Origin of the sequence: Chthonomonas sp. (assembly GCA_016788115.1) — a bacterium.
Taxonomy (GTDB): Bacteria; Armatimonadota; Fimbriimonadia; order Fimbriimonadales; family Fimbriimonadaceae; genus UBA2391.
In genome coordinates this window covers 116,709-138,192 of the sequence record JAEURR010000003.1, presented here as the reverse complement: position 1 = coordinate 138,192, position 21,484 = coordinate 116,709, and the positions used below count along the sequence as shown (strand labels likewise).

The 21,484-nt window shown below is 60.9% G+C and carries 21 protein-coding genes; 17 read left to right on the top strand and 4 right to left on the bottom strand.

The annotated features are described in order from the left end of the window. The first annotated feature begins 20 nt into the window (after positions 1-20). Both JNM85_00890 and JNM85_00885 read left to right on the top strand, forming a co-directional pair. Complete coding sequence (locus tag JNM85_00890) at positions 21-872, top strand: type II secretion system protein (GenBank protein ID MBL8086607.1); 852 nt, start codon at positions 21-23, stop codon at positions 870-872. A gap of 72 nt (positions 873-944) precedes the next feature. Further along, positions 945-1,871 (top strand): hypothetical protein, encoded by a 927-nt coding sequence (locus JNM85_00885; protein ID MBL8086606.1) that lies wholly within the window; start codon positions 945-947, stop codon positions 1,869-1,871. 61 nt (positions 1,872-1,932) lie between these two features. Here JNM85_00885 and mscL read toward each other — a convergent pair whose 3' ends face one another. Beyond that, a complete protein-coding gene (mscL, locus tag JNM85_00880) occupies positions 1,933-2,283 on the bottom strand; it encodes a large conductance mechanosensitive channel protein MscL (protein ID MBL8086605.1) in 351 nt (116 codons plus the stop codon). A gap of 123 nt (positions 2,284-2,406) precedes the next feature. On the opposite strand from mscL, the gene prfA reads away from it, so the two are divergent. Next, positions 2,407-3,486, top strand: a complete 1,080-nt coding sequence (gene prfA, locus JNM85_00875) for a peptide chain release factor 1 (protein ID MBL8086604.1) — start codon at positions 2,407-2,409, stop codon at positions 3,484-3,486. Positions 3,487-3,511: 25 nt separating this feature from the next. Continuing rightward, entirely contained in the window at positions 3,512-4,618 is a 1,107-nt protein-coding gene (locus JNM85_00870; GenBank protein MBL8086603.1) for an AI-2E family transporter, read from the top strand. On the opposite strand, the gene glgP is transcribed toward JNM85_00870, so the two are convergent. Then, positions 4,582-6,732, bottom strand: a complete 2,151-nt coding sequence (glgP, locus tag JNM85_00865; GenBank protein ID MBL8086602.1) for an alpha-glucan family phosphorylase — start codon at positions 6,730-6,732, stop codon at positions 4,582-4,584. The two genes, JNM85_00870 and glgP, sit on opposite strands and share 37 nt — an antisense overlap. A 96-nt stretch (positions 6,733-6,828) precedes the next feature. Here glgP and JNM85_00860 point away from each other — a divergent pair, with 96 nt between their 5' ends. Then, positions 6,829-7,776, top strand: a complete 948-nt coding sequence (locus JNM85_00860) for a WD40 repeat domain-containing protein (protein MBL8086601.1) — start codon at positions 6,829-6,831, stop codon at positions 7,774-7,776. 69 nt (positions 7,777-7,845) lie between these two features. Here the strand turns inward: JNM85_00860 and JNM85_00855 are convergent, their stop codons facing one another. Next, positions 7,846-8,607, bottom strand: a complete 762-nt coding sequence (locus tag JNM85_00855; GenBank protein MBL8086600.1) for a PspA/IM30 family protein — start codon at positions 8,605-8,607, stop codon at positions 7,846-7,848. Between the two features lie 128 nt (positions 8,608-8,735). Between JNM85_00855 and JNM85_00850 the strand changes: the two genes are divergently transcribed. The 5 genes from JNM85_00850 (at position 8,736) to JNM85_00830 (ending at position 14,110) form a co-directional block, all read left to right on the top strand. Next, positions 8,736-9,389 (top strand): redoxin domain-containing protein, encoded by a 654-nt coding sequence (locus JNM85_00850; GenBank protein MBL8086599.1) that lies wholly within the window; start codon positions 8,736-8,738, stop codon positions 9,387-9,389. A 63-nt stretch (positions 9,390-9,452) separates the two neighbouring features. Further along, positions 9,453-10,397, top strand: a complete 945-nt coding sequence (gene glpX / locus JNM85_00845; protein ID MBL8086598.1) for a class II fructose-bisphosphatase — start codon at positions 9,453-9,455, stop codon at positions 10,395-10,397. A 27-nt stretch (positions 10,398-10,424) separates the two neighbouring features. Beyond that, the gene (locus tag JNM85_00840) at positions 10,425-11,306 is read left to right on the top strand and encodes a hypothetical protein (protein MBL8086597.1); all 882 of its coding nucleotides are present in this window, start codon (positions 10,425-10,427) and stop codon (positions 11,304-11,306) included. Positions 11,307-11,311: 5 nt separating this feature from the next. Further along, a complete protein-coding gene (gene fahA, locus JNM85_00835) occupies positions 11,312-12,625 on the top strand; it encodes a fumarylacetoacetase (protein ID MBL8086596.1) in 1,314 nt (437 codons plus the stop codon). A 3-nt stretch (positions 12,626-12,628) separates the two neighbouring features. Then, complete coding sequence (locus JNM85_00830) at positions 12,629-14,110, top strand: DUF2779 domain-containing protein (protein ID MBL8086595.1); 1,482 nt, start codon at positions 12,629-12,631, stop codon at positions 14,108-14,110. On the opposite strand, the gene JNM85_00825 is transcribed toward JNM85_00830, so the two are convergent. After that, a complete protein-coding gene (locus tag JNM85_00825; protein MBL8086594.1) occupies positions 14,104-14,619 on the bottom strand; it encodes a hypothetical protein in 516 nt (171 codons plus the stop codon). The two genes, JNM85_00830 and JNM85_00825, sit on opposite strands and share 7 nt — an antisense overlap. Positions 14,620-14,656: 37 nt before the next feature. Between JNM85_00825 and JNM85_00820 the strand changes: the two genes are divergently transcribed. From JNM85_00820 to JNM85_00790, 7 genes are all read left to right on the top strand, one after another. Further along, a complete protein-coding gene (locus tag JNM85_00820; GenBank protein MBL8086593.1) occupies positions 14,657-16,375 on the top strand; it encodes a DUF5107 domain-containing protein in 1,719 nt (572 codons plus the stop codon). Beyond that, a complete protein-coding gene (gene tsaE, locus JNM85_00815; protein ID MBL8086592.1) occupies positions 16,362-16,778 on the top strand; it encodes a tRNA (adenosine(37)-N6)-threonylcarbamoyltransferase complex ATPase subunit type 1 TsaE in 417 nt (138 codons plus the stop codon). The genes JNM85_00820 and tsaE overlap by 14 nt, the downstream gene beginning before the upstream one ends. Before the next feature lie 8 nt (positions 16,779-16,786). After that, the gene (locus tag JNM85_00810) at positions 16,787-17,770 is read left to right on the top strand and encodes a Gfo/Idh/MocA family oxidoreductase (GenBank protein ID MBL8086591.1); all 984 of its coding nucleotides are present in this window, start codon (positions 16,787-16,789) and stop codon (positions 17,768-17,770) included. Next, entirely contained in the window at positions 17,767-18,609 is an 843-nt protein-coding gene (locus tag JNM85_00805; GenBank protein MBL8086590.1) for a deoxyribonuclease IV, read from the top strand. Before JNM85_00810 ends, JNM85_00805 begins: the two co-directional genes overlap by 4 nt. 20 nt (positions 18,610-18,629) lie before the next feature. After that, positions 18,630-19,625 (top strand): tetraacyldisaccharide 4'-kinase, encoded by a 996-nt coding sequence (gene lpxK / locus JNM85_00800; protein MBL8086589.1) that lies wholly within the window; start codon positions 18,630-18,632, stop codon positions 19,623-19,625. 64 nt (positions 19,626-19,689) lie between these two features. After that, on the top strand, positions 19,690-20,520 hold the full coding sequence (locus tag JNM85_00795) for a lysophospholipid acyltransferase family protein (protein ID MBL8086588.1): 831 nt from the start codon (positions 19,690-19,692) through the stop codon (positions 20,518-20,520). Continuing rightward, positions 20,517-21,479 (top strand): glycosyltransferase family 9 protein, encoded by a 963-nt coding sequence (locus JNM85_00790; GenBank protein MBL8086587.1) that lies wholly within the window; start codon positions 20,517-20,519, stop codon positions 21,477-21,479. The genes JNM85_00795 and JNM85_00790 overlap by 4 nt, the downstream gene beginning before the upstream one ends. Positions 21,480-21,484: the final 5 nt, after the last annotated feature.

Here is a 21,484-nt window from a genome sequence, read left to right as displayed (position 1 = left end):
GATAGGACATTTGGGCGACTATGAAACGCGCCTTCACACTGGTAGAGCTTATGGTGGTGCTCGTGATCGTCACGATCTTGAGCGCATTGCTTTTGCCTGTGTTCCGCTCCGCGAGAGCTAGCGCTCTCTCTGCCGCTTGTTTGGCTCAGGCCAAATCAGTCGTTGCGGGGCATCTACTGTATATGTCGGATTACGACGACCGTTTCGTTCCCAGTTCTTATCGCGGACCCAATGGTGGAGACCCGATCACCGACCGAAAGTGGCCTCAGCTGCTCCAACCGTATGTGAGAGGATACAGTAGCTTTACGTGCCCGGAAGATCACGAGATCAGACCAACTGTCGAAAGCGTCTTCAATGCCGACCTCTCGCTTGCGGATCCAGTGACCCGCTCCTACGTGATCGCCCAGCGTACGAACTACGGTTACAACGGCGTCTTCCTCGCTCCAATGATCCAGTCCGACCGAGGGTTCATCGCCGTACCGACGAGTTACTCAAGCCTCGCCTACCCGGCCGACACGGTTCAGTTAGTCGATTCAGTATGGGATGTGGTGAATGGTCGCCCGACCGGTGGCGGACGCTATTTGATCCAACCGCCGTGCCGCATCCGAATCGAGTTCGGCCGTGAGATCGACGGAAGCATTGACCAGGCGGGCGGGCTCGGAGAAGTAATCGGCTGGAACCCGGGTCAGTCGCCCTCGGAGGACTCCTACGGCGGTGCGTGGCCCTGGCACAGTGGCATGCTCACCACCGCGTTCGCCGATGGGCACGTGCAAAAGCTGCGCCCCGCAGCGCTTGAGAACGGGTGCGAAGTCCGCAAGAATTGGATGGGCAGTATTCGCAACTCCAGCCTGTACCTGTACGACCTCGAATAGGTATCTCGCACTCTCCCAGGTTCAAAAGTGCCATAATTGGCGAAGCCTTACGGCAAACCTAGGAGAATTTTCATGATCAAAGTCAGCATTATCGGCGGTGGTGGCCGCGTGGGTTCGGATGCCGCTTACGCGCTCCAGTTGGGTGGCATTGTCCGCGAAATCGCGCTCGTCGACGCCAACCGCGACATGGCCGACGGCGAGGCCCTCGACTTACGCCACGGTAGCGCGCTCACCAGCAGCCAGATCATCACGAGTGGCGACTACGACGTAGTCAATGGCAGCGACTGTGTGGTCATCACCGCGGGCCTGCGACGCAAGCCGGACGAGAGTCGACTTGAACTGATCAACCGCAACGTGGGCCTGTTCAAGCAAATTCTCGAATCGCTCAAGGGGTGCAAGCTCGCCGACGGGGCGACGATCCTAGTCGTTTCGAACCCAGTTGACATCCTCACCCACCTGGCCGCTAAGTCCGGAATTCTGCCCGAGCGCCAAGTGCTTGGTTTGGGCACCGTGTTGGACACGTGCCGATTCCGATCGCTGCTTGCAGACCACTTCAAGGTCGGAGCCACCGACGTCAAGGCGCTCATCCTGGGTGAGCACGGCGATTCGATGGTGCCCATCTGGAGCACCGCTACCGTGGGTGGCGTCGGCCTCGCGAGCATTAAGGGCTTCAGTCAGGATGTCGCGAACGGTATCTTCGACTTCACGAAGAAGTCCGGTGCGGAAGTCATCCGACTCAAGGGTGGTGCCGGTCGGGCCGTCGGTGTATCGATCAAGGAAGTCGTCGAGGCGATTGCGCTCGATCAGGGCCGATTGCTGCCGGTATCCGCCGTTCAAAGCGGAGCGCTCGGCATCAGCGATATCTCGCTGTCGCTTCCTACAGTCGTCGGTCGCCACGGTGTTGTGAGCATCATGGAGCCAGCGGTCAGCGATACCGAGAAGGAGCTGCTGCAGAAGTCGGCCGCAAGTCTGAAAGAGGTCTTCGCCCAGATTCAGTAAGCGAAAGGAAGCTGAGACGCAAGTTGGCCCCAGAGAAGAGTCTCTGGGGCCAACGCTTTTGTTAGCGAGCCTTTAGCGCGTCGCGAATCTCGGTCAGGAGATCGACCTCGCTGGGACCAGCGGGTGCCGCTTCGACCGGCTTCTTCATCTTGTTGGCCGCCTTCACGATCATGAAGACTGCAAACGCGATGATTAGGAACGAGATGATCTCATTGATAAAGTTCCCAACAGCCATTGGGCCGAGCTTGAACGACTTGAACCCTTCTGGACCCGATGGAATAAGTGGGGTGATCAGGTCCTTCACGCCTGAGTCGACGATCTTGCCAAATGCACCGCCAATGACCACACCAACGGCGAGGTCGAGAACATTCCCACGATTGATGAAATCCCTGAATTCAGACACCAGTGACATACAATCCTCCTCCGAACGAACAAACGTTGTTCGCACGAACAGACGACGCACGGACACCGATTGAATCTGCAACCATGGAAATCAGGACACGAAACCAGGCGTAGGTACAATTGAACCTGCCTTATGCTTGCCAAGCTAGAAGAAATTGAATCGCGATTCGATCAGATCGAACAGGCTCTGCAGGACCCGCAGGTCGCCCGCGATCCGAGCGAACTTAAGCGGCTGGGCAAAGCACGGTCCGAACTGGTCGACATTGTCGAAGTGACCCGCCGCTACCGGACGATCCTGCGCGGAATCGAAGATGCGGAGGAGTTGCTGGCAGACCCTGAGATGCGGGTGCTTGCGCAAGAGGAGCTCCCGGACCTGAAGCAGCGGCGTGCCCAGATCGAAGAGGACCTAAAGGTCATGCTCCTGCCAAAGGATCCCAACGACAGCCACTCCGTCATCGTGGAAATCCGACCCGCAGCGGGTGGGGACGAAGCGGGAATCTTCGCGGGCGACCTGTTTCGCCTGTACTCGCGGTATGCAGAGCGCCGCAAGTGGAAGACCGAGGTCGTCGAGATGGACTCGGACGGCATGAACTCGTACTCAAAGGTTGTCTTCACGATCGATGCAGTCGGGGCGTATTCGCAGTTAAAGTTTGAATCTGGAGTCCATCGCGTCCAGCGGGTCCCAGCCACGGAAAGCGGCGGCCGCACGCACACTTCGACGGTTACCGTGGCGGTGATGCCCGAAATCGAAGAAGTTGAGCTCGAAATCCGGGACGACGACCTAGAGGTCAGTACCTTTTGCAGTAGCAGCGCCGGTGGCCAGCATATGCAGAAGAACGAAACGGCGATCCGTATCATTCACCGTCCGACGGGCACGGTCGTCACGTGCCAGGACGAGCGGAGCCAGGCTCAAAACAAGCTGAAAGCGATGGCCGTTTTGCGCGCCAAGCTCTATCAACTGGAAGAGGACCGCAAGGCAAAGGAGCGTGGAGACATGCGGCGCGGACTCATCGGAAGCGGTGATCGGAGCGAGAAAATCCGAACCTACAACTACAATCAGAACCGTATCACCGACCACCGCATCGGCAAAGACGTCCACAATATCCCGGCATACATGGACGGGGACATCCAGGAGATGATCGATGCACTCATTCAGGACGACCAGGCTAGAAAGCTCAGCGAAGTAGGCCAAGAGCCCTCTCTGCAACGATAAAGAGCCAGAATCAGTTTGGTTGTCTATGAGCTCAACGGAAACAGGTTTCGAGAAACACTACCGCCCAACCGCGTTTTGGGTCATTTCGGCGCTCATCTTGCTGCTAAGCATCCTCCTGCTGCAGCCTTTCTTTGCGGCCATCGCCTGGGCAATTGTGTTGAGCGTGCTCACCCACCCCGCTTACGCCTACTTCAACAAGCGGATGCACTCTAACCTGGCCGCGACCTTCACCGTGCTTGGCACGCTTGCGGTGATCATTGTCCCGCTGGTGCTGATTGGGCTGATGCTCTTCACGCAATTCAGTGGCACCGTCGCCGAACTCCAAGCGGCAACCACCGCGAACGCGGGGACTGTGCAAGAGTCGGACCCTGGGCTTGGCATCGCCAAGACGATTTCGAACCTGGCCACACCGGTCGTCGAGCGCTTCGGCGTCAAGTTCGACATCATGAAATGGTACGGCGAGAACCGCGGCGAGATCACATCGCAGCTTTCGACGTTCGTCCCGCACTTCGCCAAGACGCTCGGTTTTGGGATTTTCACCCTGGTCGTGGCGATGCTCACGATGTTCTTCATGGTCCGTGATGGGCACAGGCTGCTTGAGCCCGCACTGGATTTGTTGCCGATCCCCAAGCCAAAGGCGCGTGCACTCATCGATCGCATGGGCAATACGATCCGTGCCGTTTTCGTGGGGGTTGTGCTCGTTGCGGCGATTCAAGCGGCCATCGCCACGACGACCTACGTGCTGTGCGGGGTGCCGTCACCGTTTCTGTTCGGAATCGCAACTTTCATTCTGTGCGTGATCCCTCTATTGGGCGGGCCGGTAGTTTACGTCCCGCTTTCCCTGATGCTGCTGTCGCAGGGCAAGACGGTCGAGGGAATCGTGCTGCTCGGCGTCGGATTTGGCATTGTCAGTCAGGTGGACAACTTGCTTCGACCGTTTGTGATCGGAGCGAAGGTGCAACTCCACCCGATGGGGATCTTCTTCAGCCTCCTCGGGGGTGTGCTCGTGTTCGGGCCGGTCGGCATCATGGCCGGACCGGTCGTACTCACGGCACTGATCGGCCTGCAAGATGTGATCCGAGAAGCGCGCGGGGCTCATACGCCGCTGGACGACGTTGAGTCCGTAGCGTAGATTTCTTGCACGTAGTCTTCCAGCATCCGACGGGTTGAGAACGCGTACAAGCTCGTCGCAATCGATCCCTTCATTATCTTGACCCAGTCAAGAGGGATTCCTGCCGCGTCCCGCTTGGCATAGCGGGGAAGGACGTGCTGCTCGAGCGTCGCAAGGAGGCTCTCGCCGTCGAAGCGATCCTGCATTCGCAGATTCCGCTGGTCGGCGCGTTGGCCCACCGCGAATCCGTTCCCCTCTTCACACGCTTCGTCCCACCAACCGTCGAGGATGGACGCATTGGGCACGCCATTGGCGGCGGCTTTCATCCCGCTAGTGCCGCTGGCCTCAAGCGGGCGACGTGGGTTGTTGATCCATAGGTCCACGCCTTGGACCATCGCCCGGCCTACCGCCATGTCGTAATCTTCGATGAGGAAGACCTTGCCACGGAATCGCGGGTCCTGCGTGAACCGATACACTTCGGCGATGAGCGCTTGGCCCTCGGTGTCGGCCGGGTGGGCTTTGCCCGCGAAGACCACTTGTACCGGCTGGTCGCGGTTGTTCAGGATCCGCATCAGCCGCTTGGGATCGCGGAAGAGAAGCGAGGCCCGCTTGTAGGGAGCGAATCGGCGCGCGAAGCCGATGATAAACGCCTCGGGGTTCAACTGTTGGGTGAGTACCCGTAGTTCGTCCGGTGATCGCCCATGCCTTGTGAACTGCCGCAGAAGCCGTGAGTTGGCTAGTTCAATGAGGACTCGCTTCTGCTCGCAGTGCGCTTGCCAGAGGTCCGCATTGGAGATTTCATGCACGCCGTCCCAGGTGGCGCGTGCGTCCTTGCGCTCTTTCAATTTGAGATGGGTACCGCCGAGGATATCAGCTCCGGCACGTTCAAACGTCTCGCGCATGTGCGGCCCAAGCCAAGTGGGCATGTGGACGCCATTGGTCACGCCCGAGACGCCCAGCCCAACCACGCTTCGCCAAGTGTCGTTGGCGGTGCGGCCATGGAGCAGGCTCACGCCGTTGGCGGCGCGCGAGAGTCGCAGAGCGAAGGCGGTCATGTCGAAGACCTTCGCGTCCCCGTCGTCGCCGATTCCCAGCTTCAAAAGAGCCGGCGGGCGGATGCTGCACCCTTCGAGCATCGGGACGAGCGTGTGCTTGACGAGCTTGGCGTCGAACCTCTCATTACCAGCCGGCACGGGCGTGTGGATAGTAAGCACCGACTGGCTGCGGATACTTCTTTGCGCTTGCGCAAAGCTTGCGCCGGTCGTGACCGCTTCGCGGAGTCGCTCGACGAGAAGAAGGGCGCTGTGGCCCTCGTTCATGTGATAAACCGAGGGCTCGATCCCTAGCGCGCGGAGTACCCGCACGCCCCCGACACCGAGGATCAACTCTTGGATGAACCGCATGTCCCGGCCACGCATATACAGCTGGGCGGTGATGGCGCGATCTGCCGCGTCGTTTTCGGAGACGTTGGTATCGAGTAGTAGCAGCGGCGTGCGCCCGACTGAGACCTTCCACACGGCGACGTGGACGTTGCGGCCAGGCATCTCGACTTGGATGGTCAGCGGCGTGCCGTCACGCGGGTGGAGGACACGCTCGACTGGACAGAGGGCCGCGTCGAATTCCGGGTACAGGTGCTCTTGGCGTCCGTTGGGATCGAGAATTTGGCGGAAGAACCCGAGCCGGTAAAAGCAGCCGATCCCCACGAAGGGCAGCCCGAAATCGGACGCTTCCTTCGTATGGTCGCCCGCCAAGATTCCGAGTCCCCCGGAGTATTGCGCGAAGCTCTCGTGTAGGCCGTACTCGGCGCAGAAGTAGGCGACGGGCCGGGTGTGCTCCATGCGGGCGGGCGCAGCGGGTTGGGTCGCGAGCATGGCTTCGAAACGCCTGGCGACCTCGTTCAACAACTGCATGAATGCCGCATCCGATGCGAGATGATCGAGATGGGTCGATTCAGCGAGGAGCTGGACGGGCCCAATTCCGGCATCCCAGCGTGCGGGCGCGATCGATCGGAAGAGCGCGACAGCACCAGGATCCCAAGTGCTCCAGAAGTTAAAGGCAAGCCGCTGGAGGTCGGCGAGCTCAGCGGGTACGCAAAGGGTCGAATGAGGTGCCGTTTTGATCGAATCGAGAAGCATGGATCACCACCGAGAATACGTATTCAGTATGTCACGCACAGGACGGACTCCGCAAAATCACCATGCTGAATCGATGGCCAAGGCGTCTTCAGATTGATGATCACCGCAGTAATAACCACCGCGCTCTTGGCGCAGCAACCGATCACGGTCAACCGCCGACAAGTGCTCTCGGGCCTTCAAGTTCTGAATGTGTGCGCCGCACCCAAGGGAGCTACCTTTGCGGCGAGCATGGAGGACAGCTCGGTCCGCATTTTCGATGCCGTATCTGGGCGTACCGTTCGGTCCTTTGTCGGCCATCCTCAGCCGGTGTACGGCCTCGGCTTCAACCCGGCGGGGACGATTCTGGCCACGGGCGATGAGACCGCGCGCATCTACCTTTGGAACGTGAAGACCGGCGCGAAAATCCGAGAGTTCACTCGGACTTCAGCCCATACGCGCGGGGTGATTTCAATCAGCTTCAGTTCGGACGGCAAGCGGCTGGTGACCTCGGGGCGGGACGACTTTTTGATTGTATGGGATGTGGCCACTGGCAAGCCACTAAAGAAGATCCCCGGAGGGGGTGCGAACGTCGCTTCCGCCGCCTACAACCTTAAGAACGGCAACTTCTACGCGGCGACGCTTGGCCAGGGTCTCATGGTGTATCCGAAGGCGGGTGGCCAGAAGTCGTACGGCGGCCACAGAGGGCTCGGCATCTCAGACTTTGCCATCAATGCGGCTGGGACGCGCGGAGTGACCGGCGGGCGCGACAACGCCGTCACGGCCTGGGACGTGATGACGGGCAAATCGCTCGGCACCATGGCGGGCCATGACGATATGGTCATGCATGTGGCAATCGCCCCGAACGGTCGCGTTGTCGCAAGCAGCAGCATAGACCGGACGGTACGCATCTGGAGCTTGAGCGGATTCAAGCCCGTCGGCAGGCTGGACGATCAGTCGGCCGTGGGTGCTCCGCTCGCTTTCACTGCGGACGGGAAGTACATGATCTCCAGCACGGTGAGCGACATGATTCAGATCAACACCGTCAGCCCATCGCAAGCAAAGTAAGTCGCACAAAACAAAATGGGCGGTCTGGATCGATTCCAGGCCGCCCATTCTCGTTTGGGTAAGAAACTCTTACGACTGACCCTGATTCAGCTTCTTCTCCAGTTCGTCGAGTTGGGCATCGACATCGGTGGTCACCTCGACGGTGCCAGCTTCGGCGACGGTTGGGGTTGCGACGCCAAGTCGCTCCTCAAGCTTCTTTAGCTCTTCTTCGGCGGCCATGTCCATCGCCTGGTCTTCCATGCTCATCATCTTGCCCTGTACGCTTCCGCTGAACATCTCGGTGCGAGCCGAAGCCTCGGCCTGCTTGTTCTGGATCTTCTCGCGTGCGGCGGCAAACGAGCCTTCGTATTCGCTCTCGAAAGTCAGACCCTGCAGCGCTTTGGTGATTGACTCTTGAATCTGCGCCTGCTTCCATTGGGCCTTCATCGCAAGGGCCTCGGCGGTCTTTTTGCGAACTTCCTCTTCCTGGCGCTTGATGGCTACCTTCACCTGCTCGACCGTCTCGAGTGCAGCAGCGTACGTTCCCTTGAGCTGCTCTACGGCGGTGTCGGCGCTCTGCTTCTCGCGCATGAACTGGCGAGCGAGGTCGCGGTTGCCTTGCTTGAGGGCGACGGTCGCTTGCTGCTCCAGTTGTGCGCTGCGGCGGGTTTGCTCGTCGAGCATCGTCTGGAGCCGGTTCTTCTGAGTGATGGCCTGCACGGCCTTCTCCCGATTCTGACGAAGGGCCTCGGACATGTCGCGTCGAGCCTGATCGAGCATCAGCTCGGGGTCTTCGAGTTTGTCCATGCCTCGGTTAAAGAGAGCTTTTAGCCATGCAAAGAATCTTTTCAAAACGGTGTTCCTAGCCCGGCGACGCTGCGGCGGGCTAGCGTCAATTATACACACCCCCCACTTGGCTAGGTTGCAGGAGTAGGACCGGCGAGGTACCCATAGGTTCGGATATGCTCGTAAGTGGACCTATGCGAAGCCTTTTTTTCGTCGCTTGTCTGTGCATCCTCGGAGGCTGTTCGTCGCCCCCGGCCGATGTGACCCAAGAGCGGCACAGCTCCACGGACCCGAAATCGGCAATCGTGGATCCGAGCGTTGTCCACCCGGTGACTCCGGACATGAAGAAGACGGCGTTCCTGCAGGCGGGCGCGACCGCTCCGGACTTCAAACTGCCCGACGAGAACGGCAATCCTCAGTCCCTGGATAACCTTGCGAAGGGTAAGCCCGCGCTGCTCTATTTCATCCAGAAGGACTGTCCTTGCTGCGTTTCCGCCGAGCCGTTCATCGAGCAAATTGCCAAGGCGTACGGGGATCGAGTGGCGGTGATCGGGATCGCGAATACGATCCCGGAAGAAGCCGCAAAGTGGAAGCGGCTGAACACGTTCCCCGCGCCCATCTTGAGCGATCCCGACTTGATGATCATTCAGAGCTACAAGATCGCCACCGCCGCCTACAGTGTGGTGGTGAGCAAGGATCGTAAGATTGTCGAGGTCTTTCCCGGGTACTCGCGGACCATGGTGCAAGCGATGTCGGACGTGCTCGCGCGGCAACTGGGCGAAAAAACTGGCCCGCAAATCGACCTGACTGGGGCACCGGACAAGCCGGCTGCGGGTTGTACGTTCTGAGGGGGCGCGACCCGATTCGTGCTACCCTTGTAGCAACACTTTGCCGAACAAAGGGGTTCGAACATGAAGAAGGGTAGTTTTGATCTTGAGTTTCTGTCGGTCACCGAAGCCGCCGCGCTTGCGTGCGCGCGCTGGGTAGGGAAGGGGAAGCGGGATGAGGCAGACGATGCCGCCTGCACCGCCATGCGCCAAACGCTGAACGAGCTGCCGATGTGCGGCACGATCGTCATTGGTGAGGGCGAGCGCGACGAAGCGCCGATGCTCTACATCGGTGAGAAGCTCGGCGGTGGCGAAGGGCCAAACGTCCATATCGCCGTTGACCCGCTGGAGGGAACCAACCTCTGCGCGAACGGGACCCCGAACTCGATCTCCGTTCTCGCCGCCTGTATCGAAGGGAGCGGCAAACTCATGCACGCGCCCGACTGCTACATGGAGAAGCTCGCTGTCGGCGCAGAGTGTCGGGGCGTGATCGACATCACCGTCCCGCCGCGCGTCAATCTCCGCCTCATGGCCAAAGCGCTTGGCAAGGAAATGGACGAACTCACGATCGGCATCTTGGAACGACCCCGGCACGACGACCTGATCAAAGAAATCCGGGATGCGGGTGCGCGCGTTCACCTCATCCCAGACGGAGATCTGAGCGTTGCGATTGCGGCGTTGGACCCCGATAGCGGCGTCGACGGTCTAATGGGCATCGGTGGCGCTCCCGAAGGTGTGATCTCGGCCGCGGCCGTCCAGTGCATGGGTGGAGAAATCCAGGCCCGTCTGAAGTTCTCAACGGACGAGCAGCGACGTCGCGCCGAGCAGATGGTCGAAGGTGACATTGACCGTGTTTTCAACACCGATGATCTGGCTTCTGGCGACCTGATTTTCTGTGCGACGGGCGTTACCAGCGGCGACATGCTGAAGGGCGTGCGGTACGGTCGCGACTACGCAATGACCGAATCGATCGTCATGAATTCGGCGACCCATACGGTCCGCAGAATCGCGACGATGCACCGGGATTGAGGCCCCCCAAACAGGTACCTTCTAGGCATGAATCCGCCGATTCGTGCCTTGTTGCATAGCGTTTTCGATTATGCGGGCCTTTTCCCACCGGCAGCCTTGTCGATGGATTCGGCCGTGCACGAATACGCCCAGCTGCGCACGAGCGACCAAGCCTGGCTCGTCCGGCGCATGGTGTGCCCTATTGCCTGGCTGAACGACTTCTGGGCAGAGGCAAAATCGGTTGCGAACTCCGACGATCCGTTCCGACTAACGGTGCTCGGGACGTCGATTGAGGGGTTCCGTCAGGACCTGCTGGCGATCGAGATGTTCGAGGCAGGTGCGAAAGGCGCGGCCTACGTCGAGGGGTACGAAGTCAAGGGTCAAACGGGCGAAATGAGTGCGAAGCAGCTGGACCATATCGCCACGGCGGGTTTCGAAGAGGCGTTCGTGGAGGTTCCTCTGGGCGAGGGATTTGAGGAGTCGCTTCACATGCTCGCGGAGGCCGATACGCTGGGCGCGAAGGCGCGGGTGGGCGGACTGGAGGCGGCGGCCTACCCTGCTCCGGATCAGCTCGCTTCGTTCATTCAGGAGTGCACCCAGCTGGACCTCACCTACAAGATGACCGCGGGCCTGCACCATCCGGTGCGCCACAAGCACCCCACCCTTGACGCGTGCGAGCATGGGTTCCTTAACGTCCTCATCGGCGGTTGCTTGGCGATGCAGCACGATTTGTCGCGATCCGAACTCGCTGCGCTGCTCGAAGAGACCGCCATTGACGCATTCCGGTTTGATTCGGAGACGATCGGTTGGCGAGAGCACTCCGTCACCACTTCCCAAATTCACGACTTCCGGCAAGTCTTTGCTTCGATTGGCTCGTGTTCGATCGACGAGCCCAATGACGATCTCAACGCCTTCGGCCTCCTCAACTAACGACCATGGAACGCTTTATCATTCCCGCCAATGCCCGCACCTGGGTCGATGTCTCTGCCGGGTCTGATTTTCCGATTCAGAACCTTCCGTTCGTGACCGGACAGCGTAAGGACCGCAGTGCCGAGGAAGGGCTGTTTGTGGGCGTGGCCATCGGCGACTACATCCTAGATTTCCAGCCGATTCTCGATAGCGAACTGACCTCGTACATTCCGTTAGGCACCGAACTTGCGGCCTTCCGCCAAGAAGAGTTTGCCGAGAATATTCGCGCCTTCGATGCGTTCTTCTCTCCGACGGTCTACGACCTGCGAGAACTGCGCAGTTTTGCTTTTGAACTGCTCCGATTTGATCGGGTGTTCATCCGCGACCACGAGGCAATGCAGCAGGCCTTGATCCCGCAATCGGGTGTGTGGCTCGATCCGCCGGGCGCACTGCGGGCGTTTGTGGATTTCTATTCAGGGATTCATCATGCCAGCAACGTAGGCAAGATGTTCCGCCCCGACCAGCCGCCGCTACTCCCGAACTATAAGCATTTGCCCATCGGCTACAACGGCCGGGCCAGCAGCGTGGTGACGAGTGGCGAGAACATCGTGCGTCCAAATGGCCAACTGAAGCCCGCCGACGGTCCGCCCATTTTCGGACCGACTCGCGAACTCGACTTTGAACTTGAAATGGGGTTCTTCGTCGGAGAAGAGGTGAGTCTCGGTTCCAAGGTGGGGATTGAGGATGCTGAGTCGATGATCAACGGCCTTGTCATCGTGAACGACTGGTCCGCGCGCGACATCCAGCGGTGGGAGTACCAGCCGCTGGGACCGTTCCTTGCCAAGAGCTTCGCCACGAGTATCAGCCCGTTCCTTGTCTCGCTCGATGCGCTAGAGCCGTTCCGAGTGCAGGGCATGACCCAGGACCCTGCGCCACTGGAGTACCTGCGGACCAAGGGCCCGTGCCACTACGACATCCAGCTTGAGGTCTCGTTGCAGACCGAAAAGATGAGCGAGGAACAGGTGATTTGCCGCAGCAACATGAGTTACCTGTATTGGTCCATGACCCAGCAATTGGCGCACCAGCTGAGCAACGGCACCCCGATTGAGCCGGGCGATCTGTATGCTAGCGGGACCATAAGCGGACCCGAGGAAGATCAGTTTGGTTCGATGCTGGAGTTGAGTTGGCGCGGGACCAAGCCGCTCGTCATGAAAGAAACGGGCGAACAGCGGTCGTTCATCGAGGACGGGGATACGGTCGTCATGCGCGCTTGGGGTGAGAAGGACGGAGTCCGCATCGGTTTCGGCGAAGTGCGAAGCACCATCGAGCCAGCGCTGTAACGCATGTTCGTCCTGAACAAACGGCTGTACATGATCGCTCAGGACTGCGCGAGGAAGGTCCACTACGCGACCTACCACCGCGAGCTTCAGCGTCCACCCGATGCGAGTCTGCAACAACGATTCGCCGAAGGGCGGGAAGTGGGCATGGTTGCGCGCCGGCTTTTCCCCGGCGGGATCGAGGCAATGCGGGTTGACCGCGACATGGAAGCGGGCATGGCGCGGTGCTTCGAATTGATGGAGCAAAGGGTGCCGCTGTTCGAGGCGACCTTCGTGCACGACCGTCGGATGGCGCGGGTAGACATCTTGGAGCCTGTCGAGGGCGGATGGCGTATCGTCGAGGTCAAGTCCGCCGGATACGACGTGGAGAAGGCCGAGGTGAAGGGCACCGCGACCGTGGACATCACGTTCCAATACGAAGTTCTGCGACGAGCCGGGGTGCCAGTCGTTGGTTGCGATCTTCTCATGTTTGACAAGGCATACGTCTACCCCGGCGGCGAGCATCGATTGGAAGATCTCTTCGTGCGGGTTGACGTGACCGGTCTCGCCGAAGAGCGAGGACCGGAACTATGGGATCGGTCGGACGAGGTCCTCGACATCCTCGCCGACGCGGAAATGCCCGCGGCGGAGCTTAAACCCGCCTGCAAGGAGTGCGACTTTCGTGAGCACTGTGTGGGCGAGATCCCGATCGACAGCATTCTCTTCCTCCCGGGCCTTACCGCGAGCAAGTTCAAGAGGTTTCAGGACTGCGGCAAGTCTTCGATCACACAGCTGAGCGAAGTAGAAGTCACGCCGACCCAGAAGCTTGCGTGGGGAGTTTTCCAGACGGGTGAGGGGTTCAACTCGCCTAACCTAACGCGTCGACTCGCAGAGATCGAGTACCCCGCCGTTTGCGTCGACTTCGAGGCGGCGAAATGGGCTATTCCACGGCTTCAGAACACCCGCCCGAACCAGCAAGTGAGCGTACAGTTTTCGGCCCATCGGTTAGATTCAGAAGACGCGATTCCCGTTCATAGCGAGTTTCTTTGGCGAGAGCCGGGCGACCCGCGAGAGCCATTCGCGTCCGCGCTGCTCGCGGCCGTGGAAGGCTCAAAGACCCGCGTGGTGTACAACTTGACGTTCGAGCGTTCTCAGATCCAGGATCTGGCCCGGGACCACGTCGCCGGTGCAAGTGCGCTACTCCCCTACTTCGAGTCAGGGGTGGTGGACTTGCTTGCGATTGTTCGCGAATGCATTTATCGTCCCGGGTTTCGCGGCAACGTCCGGCTCAAGACGGTGATCGGCACTCTCATACCAGAGCTTGGGTACGGCGATCTGGAGATCCGCGATGGCGGGACGGCCCAGGCGATGTACGCAGAGCTGATGTTGCCCGAAACGCCGCCCGAAGTCGCAGACGACATCGCGGCGAACCTGCTTGAGTACTGCAAACGGGACACAGAAGCGCTGATCGCGCTGATCCGCGAGCTGCAACGAATCGCGAACTACTGACCCGTCGGTGGCGTTTCTACGGGATCTCCGGTGCCGGGGTCGCCCGCGCTCGATGCACCCCCGCTTCCTCCGTCCTGAGGGATCGGGTCGGCCACGGGCTCTTCTGGCGGTTCTTCCGTCGGCTTCGGCTTGCTCCGCTTCTTTGGTTCCGAAGGCTCGATATCGATGATTGGCGACTCATCGAGAACGGAGCCCGGGTCCTGGGAGTCGACTGTCCTCGGTCGAGGCGCAGTTCTGGGCAGGGGCGGTGCCTTTACCAGCTTGATTTCGATGTCGGTTGGCGGCTTGAACTTCGAAGACGGGACGACTTCTTCGTCGGTCGCCACTGCTGGGCCCTGCGACGCACGCTGCGTGGCCTGGGCGACTGTACCCGTCAGCCGATCCTTAACCGATGGCGGAGCCGTGTTCACCCAGATCGGGCCGAAAACGGTGTATCCGACAAATCCCAAGGCGGCTGGAATAACCACCCACTTCGTGATGCCCCACGCGATGCGAGCGCCTGTGCTCATAATCTCACCAAAGCTATTCTAGCCGAGATTGTTCCCGATGCCACTTTCAGAATCGACACATGAATTCGACGCGCCCGCACTCCAAGCGATTCCGGCATCGACGGGAGAGCGGCTTAGTTCGTATCCGCACCTGCCTTTGCGACCGACTGGCGAGCGTCAGCGACTCATCGTGCGGACGGTCGAACTTGAGAATCGGTTGACCCGAGTAAAGATTTGCCCAGACCTAGGCGGACGCATCGTCGAGTGGTTCGACAAGCGGACCGGCACCGCCATCGTGGAGCTTCCTTCGGTCTTGCCGGTCGATCAGGCCGGACGGCGTGGGGCCTCCAGCCCGATAGGGATCCAGTGGTACGCGGGAAACTCCGACCGAGCCAACGCAATGGGGCCGGTCGATTTCCAACTCCATGAGGGCGAACAGGGAGATTCGACCGTGATCCTCCACGAGTTGGTGGTCGGTGAGCCGATCGGGGTGCACGTCTCGCTGACGCTCGGCGCGGACGACGCAGGTTTGCGCGTGGCCATGCGGCTGCAGAGCCGTACTTGGGATGCGTACCCGGCGGGACTGGGCTGGATTCTGCCCGCATTCGGGGAGGCCCTTGAGGGCGGGAGCGGCTACGCACTTTACGATGCTGACGAGCGCAGAGGGATCTCACTGAGCGCAGAGCCAGGGACGTTCTTGCCCGCGGAGGGAACAAGAGTGGCCATCCTGGATCCTGCGATGCACGCACTCGGTCCGATGGGATGCAGCGCGGCGGAGTGTCGGCTTGATCCAATCTCCGATTTGCCGTCGCTTGATGCGTTGGGGGCAGGGGTTTTCTTATCGCTCGGCGAGTCGCTTGAGGTTCAGTCCTCGGTGCCCATTGAGCGGGGGACGGCATACCTTCAGACGGCAACGGGCGAAGCGTTCTCATCTCCGCTAACGCTCGATCCGGCATCTAAGTTTCGCGTGAACCTGGTGGGTGGGCTCGCCAACCCCCAGGGCGTGCGGATCCATGACGCGTCGGGGTCCGAAACGCTTTGCTGGCCCGTTCGCTCGGCGGCGTCGGCTCCGCGACTCGGGAACCAAGAACTCTTTGAGATTGGAGCGTTGCTGCGTGACCCGGAGACCGCTCCGCTCGCGGCGCTGGCGAAGCATCCGGCCGCAGGTTATGGCGTCGCATTGGCGCGGGCCCGGCGCCAGATCGAGGCGCGGAACTGGTCGGCAGCGCGCGACTGCTTATCGACCGCGCTGGAAGTGGGGAGCGACTCGGTGATTCCGTGGTGGCTCTTTGCGACTGTCCAGCGTATGGCAGACGACGAGGCGGACAACGGCCCGCTACTGAATGCCCACTTCCTGAGTCCATTGGAGCCGGTTCTGCGGGCAGAGGCGTTCCTGACGCAGCCGCAAGCGATGGGTGCTGAGCCGAGCGCCCTGGTGGCCCCCGTCGCGCGCGACCCCGAGGCGGTCCTGGACGTCGCTTGCCTCCTGCTGGAGCTCGGGTGGTTCGACCAAGCGCATCGCTGGATCGACGAATGCTTGCGCCATGCTGAGGTCCCGATGCTGCGCGTGCTGCTGGCCTGGGCCTACCGAACTCACTCGCGGATGGAGAGTGAAGCCGGCGAGCAACTGCGACGCGCATCGTCAACGGGGATCCAGCCGCCGTATCCTTGGAGGGCAATGGAGATCCGCGCGATTTGCGAGCTTCGCCAGTTCTTGCCCGATGATCCGGCAATCGCGGCTTGGTCGAGCTTGCTTGAGGATCATGGAGTCGTTTGACGTCTTTGGCGAGGAGGCGATGGTCGCGCTCGGACGTGTACTCGCGCGCCGGTGGGCGGTCGGGGACGTCGTTTTCTTGCATGGCGAGTTGGGGGCGGGAAAGTCGACCTTGGTGCGTGGTGTCGTTGCGGAATGCGGCGGTCCGACCGTCCTCCGCTCGCCAACGTACAACCTGGTGCAGACCTTTGAGACGGATCCACCGATCCTACACGCTGACTTGTACCGTGTGATCAGTTGGCAGGGGATCGGGATTGAGGACCTGATCGAGGACCATCTTAGCCTGATCGAGTGGCCCGACCGCATGGTGGGGCTCGTTGCGGATACCGAGGCTTGGCGCATCGACATCGAGTTCCTGGAAGAGGGCCGCAGAGTGTCCGTCCGCGCCCCGAAAGTCTCGGGTTAAATGGTTCTATGAACCTTCGCCTCGGCATTCTGTCAGCTGCCCACGTACACACCGCGAGCTATGTAGATTGCTGCAAGGCGATCGAGGGTGCAGAGTGCCTCGGGGTCTGGGACGACAATCCCGAGCGCGGCTCCTCTTTCGCGGCAGCGCACGCGATCCCGTTTTTCGGCGACATGAATCACCTCCTGGACGCCTGCGACGCGGTCGTCATCACCGCCGAGAACGTCCACCACGTCGAATTGGCGACGTGCGCCGCCGAGCGAGGCAAGCACATTCTTTGCGAAAAGCCGCTGGCAACGACGGTGCGGGACGCCCACCAAATGGTTGAGGCGGCGAAAGCGGGTGGGGTGACGCTGATGACCGCGTTCCCGTGCCCATTCTCACCAGCATTTGCCAAGGCATTGGACGTGGTCCAACGAGGCGTTCACGGTCCGCTTATGGCGATCTCGGCGACCAACCGTGGCACTTGTCCGGGAGGCTGGTTTGTAGACCCCGCTCTGAGCGGCGGCGGCGCGCTGATGGATCATGTGGTTCACGTGGCAGACCTCATGCGCCGTCTGCTTGGGAAGAATGCGACGCGGGTGCACGCTCAGACGGGCAACCAGATCCACCAGATGGTTTGTGAGGACACGGCGATGCTGACCCTGGACTACGGGTCGGGCGTTTTTGCTTCGCTGGATTCGAGCTGGTCGCGATTGCCGACCTACCGTACCTGGGGTGACGTCACTCTGAACCTAGTCTTCGAGGCGGCGGTCATTGAACTCGACCTGTTCCACCAAGAGGTTCACCACTACGGTGCGGGCTTGGTCCCGCACAAGACTCATGGGTTCGGCTCGAATTTGGACATGCTCATGGTTCAGGAGTTCGTCTCTGCGATCCGTGAGGGTCGCCCCCCGAGCGTCACCGGTGAGGATGGGCTAGAGGCTGTAAGGGTCGTCGAAGCAGGGTACCGAAGCGTCCAGTCGGGACAACCTGAGAGCCTCGTCGCGTGAAGCTCTTCGGGGCACACATGCCCACCGGTAAGGGACTCGGTGCGGCCGTGCGAGTCGGCAAGTCCATCGGATGCACTGCCGTCCAAGTCTTCACCAGCAGCCCGAAGATGTGGTCGTCGAAGCCGATCACTGAAGAGGCCATCGCCGAGCTCGCGGCCGCACTCGCCGAATCCCAGATGGGCCCGGTGGTGAGCCACGACAGCTACCTCATCAACCTCTGTGCGCCCGCGCCGGAGACCAAGGCAAAGAGCATCGAGGCGCTCGCTCGCGAACTCCACCGGTGCGGCCAGTTGGGCATTCCGTACGTCGTTTCGCACATGGGGGCCCACATGGGGCAGGGCGAAGAAGAGGGGCTACGGCAGGTGGCCGCGGAAACGAAAGCGATTCTGGCGGACGCGCCACCCGGGGTCACCCTGCTGATGGAGACCACCGCAGGTCAGGGTAGTTCATTGAACTGGAAGTTTGAACACCTGTCCGAGTTGTTCTCGGCGACCGGTGCGCCGTCGAATTTGGGGGTGTGCCTCGACACTTGCCACATCTTCGCCGCGGGCTACGACATCCGCACTCAAGAGAGTTATGAGGCGACCTTTGAACAATTTAACCATTTGGTTGGCATTGGCCGACTGAAGGTCATCCACTGCAACGACAGCAAGAAACCGCTGGGATCGCGAGTCGATCGGCACGACCACTTGGGTGAAGGCGAGATCGGCGAGACTGCGTTTCGTCTCCTGGTGAGCGATCCAAGGTTCGACGGCGTGCCGATTCTGGTTGAGACCCCCGACGCGGAGACGATGCATGCCGTGAACGTTGGCAAGCTTTGGTCGTGGGTCGAAGCCTGAAATCGGTACCATTCATCCCAGTGTCCAATCGTTTCACCGAATCGCTCTTCCGGCCGGGCTTCACGGCGTGGGTACTGCTCCCTTGTACGGCGCTGTACTGGCTCGGTTGGCGAAGCTACGAGGCGATCTACCGTTTGGGTCTCAAGCACCCACAGCGGGCCCATCCCGCCGTGATTTGCGTGGGCAATCTTGTGGTCGGCGGCTCGGGCAAGACTCCGTTCACCCGCTGGCTGGCCGAACAACTGACTGCGCGCGGTTACTCCGTTGTCTTGAGTCTGAGCGGGTACGGTTCGCCGCGAAGCGTAGCGGCTACCCTCGCTCCCGAAGGGGAACTTGATCCTGCGGAGTGGGGTGACGAACCGGCGCTGATGCGCAGCTACCTGCCAAGCGTTCCAATGGTGGTGGGGCGTCGGCGCGTTTTGGCAGCACAGATTGCGGCCGAGCGGTTTCCGGGCTCGGTGCTGCTGCTCGATGATGGTTACCAACACTTGCCATTGCAGAAGGATTTTGCCTTGATCATGGACGTCGGTACTCCGGTGCGCTATTGTCTGCCCTCCGGCCCTTACCGGCAGCCCGCACGGGACATTATCCGTGCGGACGTGGATGTCCATCGGCAAATGGACCCGGCTCGGGTGCAGACGCTCAGTCGTCGCGATGGTTCACGGGTTTCAACCGATTGGTTAGCTGGGCGATCCATTTCGCTTCTCGTCGCCGTGGCCCAGCCTTTCTGGGTTCAGTACGCGATCGAAGAGCTCGGCGCACGCATGACGTATGGCCAGTTCTTGGACGATCACGATCCGCTCACCGCGCCAACCCTTCTGAAGGATGTTCCGCGGGATCGCCCGCTTGTGGTGACGGCGAAGGACTGGGTGAAGCTGCGACGGCGCACGGACCTGGCAGGGATCGAAGTGATGATTTTTGACTACGAGTACGAGTTCCCCGAGAATCTCGTGGAAAATCTTGTGACACGGCTCGACAGTGAGCTCGCTGCTCGGGGGGTGCAACCCGTTGGGTAAGTCCCTGCGAAGGCGGGTGGCGTCGCGAGTCGGGGGTGCGGCCCTGCTGTGGTTGCAACGGCGCATGGAATCCACGCCGTATGAGAAACTCGAAGTCCAAGGACGCCGGATCGGGCGGATCATCTGGAAACTCTCCTCCAAGCACCGAACTCGTGCGGTCGCGAACCTGACCTTGGCCTACCCGGAAATGCCCGCCGCGGAACGGCTGGCGCTGGCCGAGCGAGTTTTGGAGCACTTCGGGATCGTCACTGCCGACTTCCTCGCCGCATCCAAGCGCACGGAGGAGCAGTTCTACGCGACGACCGATGTGGAGGGCTGGGAGCACTTCGAAGAGGCGTACGCGATGGGCAAGGGGATCGTGCTGATCACGGGCCACTTCGGCAATTGGGAGCGCATGTCGGAGTACGTCACTCGACGGGGGTTCGTGCTAAGCGTGGTAGCCAGAGATGCCAGCGATGTGCGTATGAACCAAATGGTTAACAACCTTCGCTCGCATACCGGGACGAGAGTGATTCCGCGCGGCAACGCGGCGCGACCGATGATCGAAGCGCTGCGTCGAAACGAACTTGTTGGCATATTGCCCGATCAGAACAGCGACGAGATTTTCCTGCCGTTCTTCGGGCACCCGGCCGGGACGGTGTTGGGTCCGGGTGTCATCGCCGAGCGAACGGGCGCACCAGTTGTACCGATGTTTTGCGTGCGCACTGGACCTGGGCGCTACAAGATCATCGTGCGACCCATCGTGGTGCCGCCCCCGCCGACGGACACGAAAGGCGAATCGACAATGCTCGCAATCCACCAAGAGCTGGAGGCGACGATCCGAAAGTATCCCGAGCAGTGGCTGTGGTTCCACGACCGATGGAAAAGCGCCCGCCAGCGGGGCCTGACCCCATGAGCGCCGCGCCGCGCGTGCTGGTCGTGCGCTTTAGAGCGATCGGCGATTGCGTCATGACCGCATGGCCTGTCACCGCGCTGCGTAGCCGGTGGCCGCAAGCCACGATCGTTTGGGCGACCGAGCCCTTGTGCGCTCCGGTGATTCACGTTCCCGCCCTGGCTGACGAGTTGGTCGTCTTCGACCGCGCTGCTTGGAAGAAGAGTCGGTGGTCGCCCGGCACTTGGATCAATCAGGTGCGGACCTACCTGGGTCTGCGGCGCTACAAGTTCGACATCGGGTTTGACTTTCAGGGTCACAGCAAGACGGCTCTCGCACTTCGGCTTGCGAGCCCGGTCCACCGCTTCGCGATGCCAGGAACGGACGCGCTGGCCCGTCGTTTGAACCCAACTCAGATCCCAAAAACGCAACCTAACCATATGGTTGAGCGGATGATGGCGCTCGTTCGCGAGGCAGAGTCGTGTCCGATGCCCAAGTTGCCGATGCTGCCGGAACTCGACCGTCCGGACGTAGGCTTGCCCGCCCGGTACGTGGTGATCAACACCGGCGCAAGCGCGCAAGACAAGCTCGTGCCGCTCACCGTGTGGACCCAGCTTGCCGAGGCTCTTCAGGCCCGGGGGGTGGCAACCGTTGCGATTGGCGGACCCGCCGACGCGCCTCTCCCCGCTGCGACGCTTGATCTGGTCGGCAGAACGTCGCTCGTCGAGTCGGTCGGGATTGTCCGGGGGTGTATGGCGCACTATAGCGGGGATACGGGGACTGGTCACCTAGCGGCAGGGTACGGGCTTCATGCGCTTTCAGTCTTCATGAGCGACCGCAACTCGCCGTCCCGCTACCGGCCTTTCGGTCCTCACGGCGCGGCGGTCGAGGCGTATCGGGATCCCGGCTTGTTGTCCGCAGCGGCACTTCTCGAGCCTATCCGCGAGTTGTTGGATGGGACCGCCAACGCCAGTCTCAAGTAAACTCC

Excerpts from the sequence above, each read along its gene's own strand:
- JNM85_00890 (MBL8086607.1), top strand. The coding sequence starts at position 21 with ATGAAACGCGCCTTCACACTGGTAGAGCTTATGGTGGTGCTCGTGATC.
- JNM85_00885 (MBL8086606.1), top strand. The coding sequence starts at position 945 with ATGATCAAAGTCAGCATTATCGGCGGTGGTGGCCGCGTGGGTTCGGAT.
- mscL (MBL8086605.1), bottom strand. The coding sequence starts at position 2,283 with ATGTCACTGGTGTCTGAATTCAGGGATTTCATCAATCGTGGGAATGTT.
- prfA (MBL8086604.1), top strand. The coding sequence starts at position 2,407 with ATGCTTGCCAAGCTAGAAGAAATTGAATCGCGATTCGATCAGATCGAA.
- JNM85_00870 (MBL8086603.1), top strand. The coding sequence starts at position 3,512 with ATGAGCTCAACGGAAACAGGTTTCGAGAAACACTACCGCCCAACCGCG.
- glgP (MBL8086602.1), bottom strand. The coding sequence starts at position 6,732 with ATGCTTCTCGATTCGATCAAAACGGCACCTCATTCGACCCTTTGCGTA.
- JNM85_00860 (MBL8086601.1), top strand. The coding sequence starts at position 6,829 with ATGATCACCGCAGTAATAACCACCGCGCTCTTGGCGCAGCAACCGATC.
- JNM85_00850 (MBL8086599.1), top strand. The coding sequence starts at position 8,736 with ATGCGAAGCCTTTTTTTCGTCGCTTGTCTGTGCATCCTCGGAGGCTGT.
- glpX (MBL8086598.1), top strand. The coding sequence starts at position 9,453 with ATGAAGAAGGGTAGTTTTGATCTTGAGTTTCTGTCGGTCACCGAAGCC.
- JNM85_00840 (MBL8086597.1), top strand. The coding sequence starts at position 10,425 with ATGAATCCGCCGATTCGTGCCTTGTTGCATAGCGTTTTCGATTATGCG.
- fahA (MBL8086596.1), top strand. The coding sequence starts at position 11,312 with ATGGAACGCTTTATCATTCCCGCCAATGCCCGCACCTGGGTCGATGTC.
- JNM85_00830 (MBL8086595.1), top strand. The coding sequence starts at position 12,629 with ATGTTCGTCCTGAACAAACGGCTGTACATGATCGCTCAGGACTGCGCG.
- JNM85_00825 (MBL8086594.1), bottom strand. The coding sequence starts at position 14,619 with ATGAGCACAGGCGCTCGCATCGCGTGGGGCATCACGAAGTGGGTGGTT.
- JNM85_00820 (MBL8086593.1), top strand. The coding sequence starts at position 14,657 with ATGCCACTTTCAGAATCGACACATGAATTCGACGCGCCCGCACTCCAA.
- tsaE (MBL8086592.1), top strand. The coding sequence starts at position 16,362 with ATGGAGTCGTTTGACGTCTTTGGCGAGGAGGCGATGGTCGCGCTCGGA.
- JNM85_00810 (MBL8086591.1), top strand. The coding sequence starts at position 16,787 with ATGAACCTTCGCCTCGGCATTCTGTCAGCTGCCCACGTACACACCGCG.
- JNM85_00795 (MBL8086588.1), top strand. The coding sequence starts at position 19,690 with ATGGAATCCACGCCGTATGAGAAACTCGAAGTCCAAGGACGCCGGATC.
- JNM85_00790 (MBL8086587.1), top strand. The coding sequence starts at position 20,517 with ATGAGCGCCGCGCCGCGCGTGCTGGTCGTGCGCTTTAGAGCGATCGGC.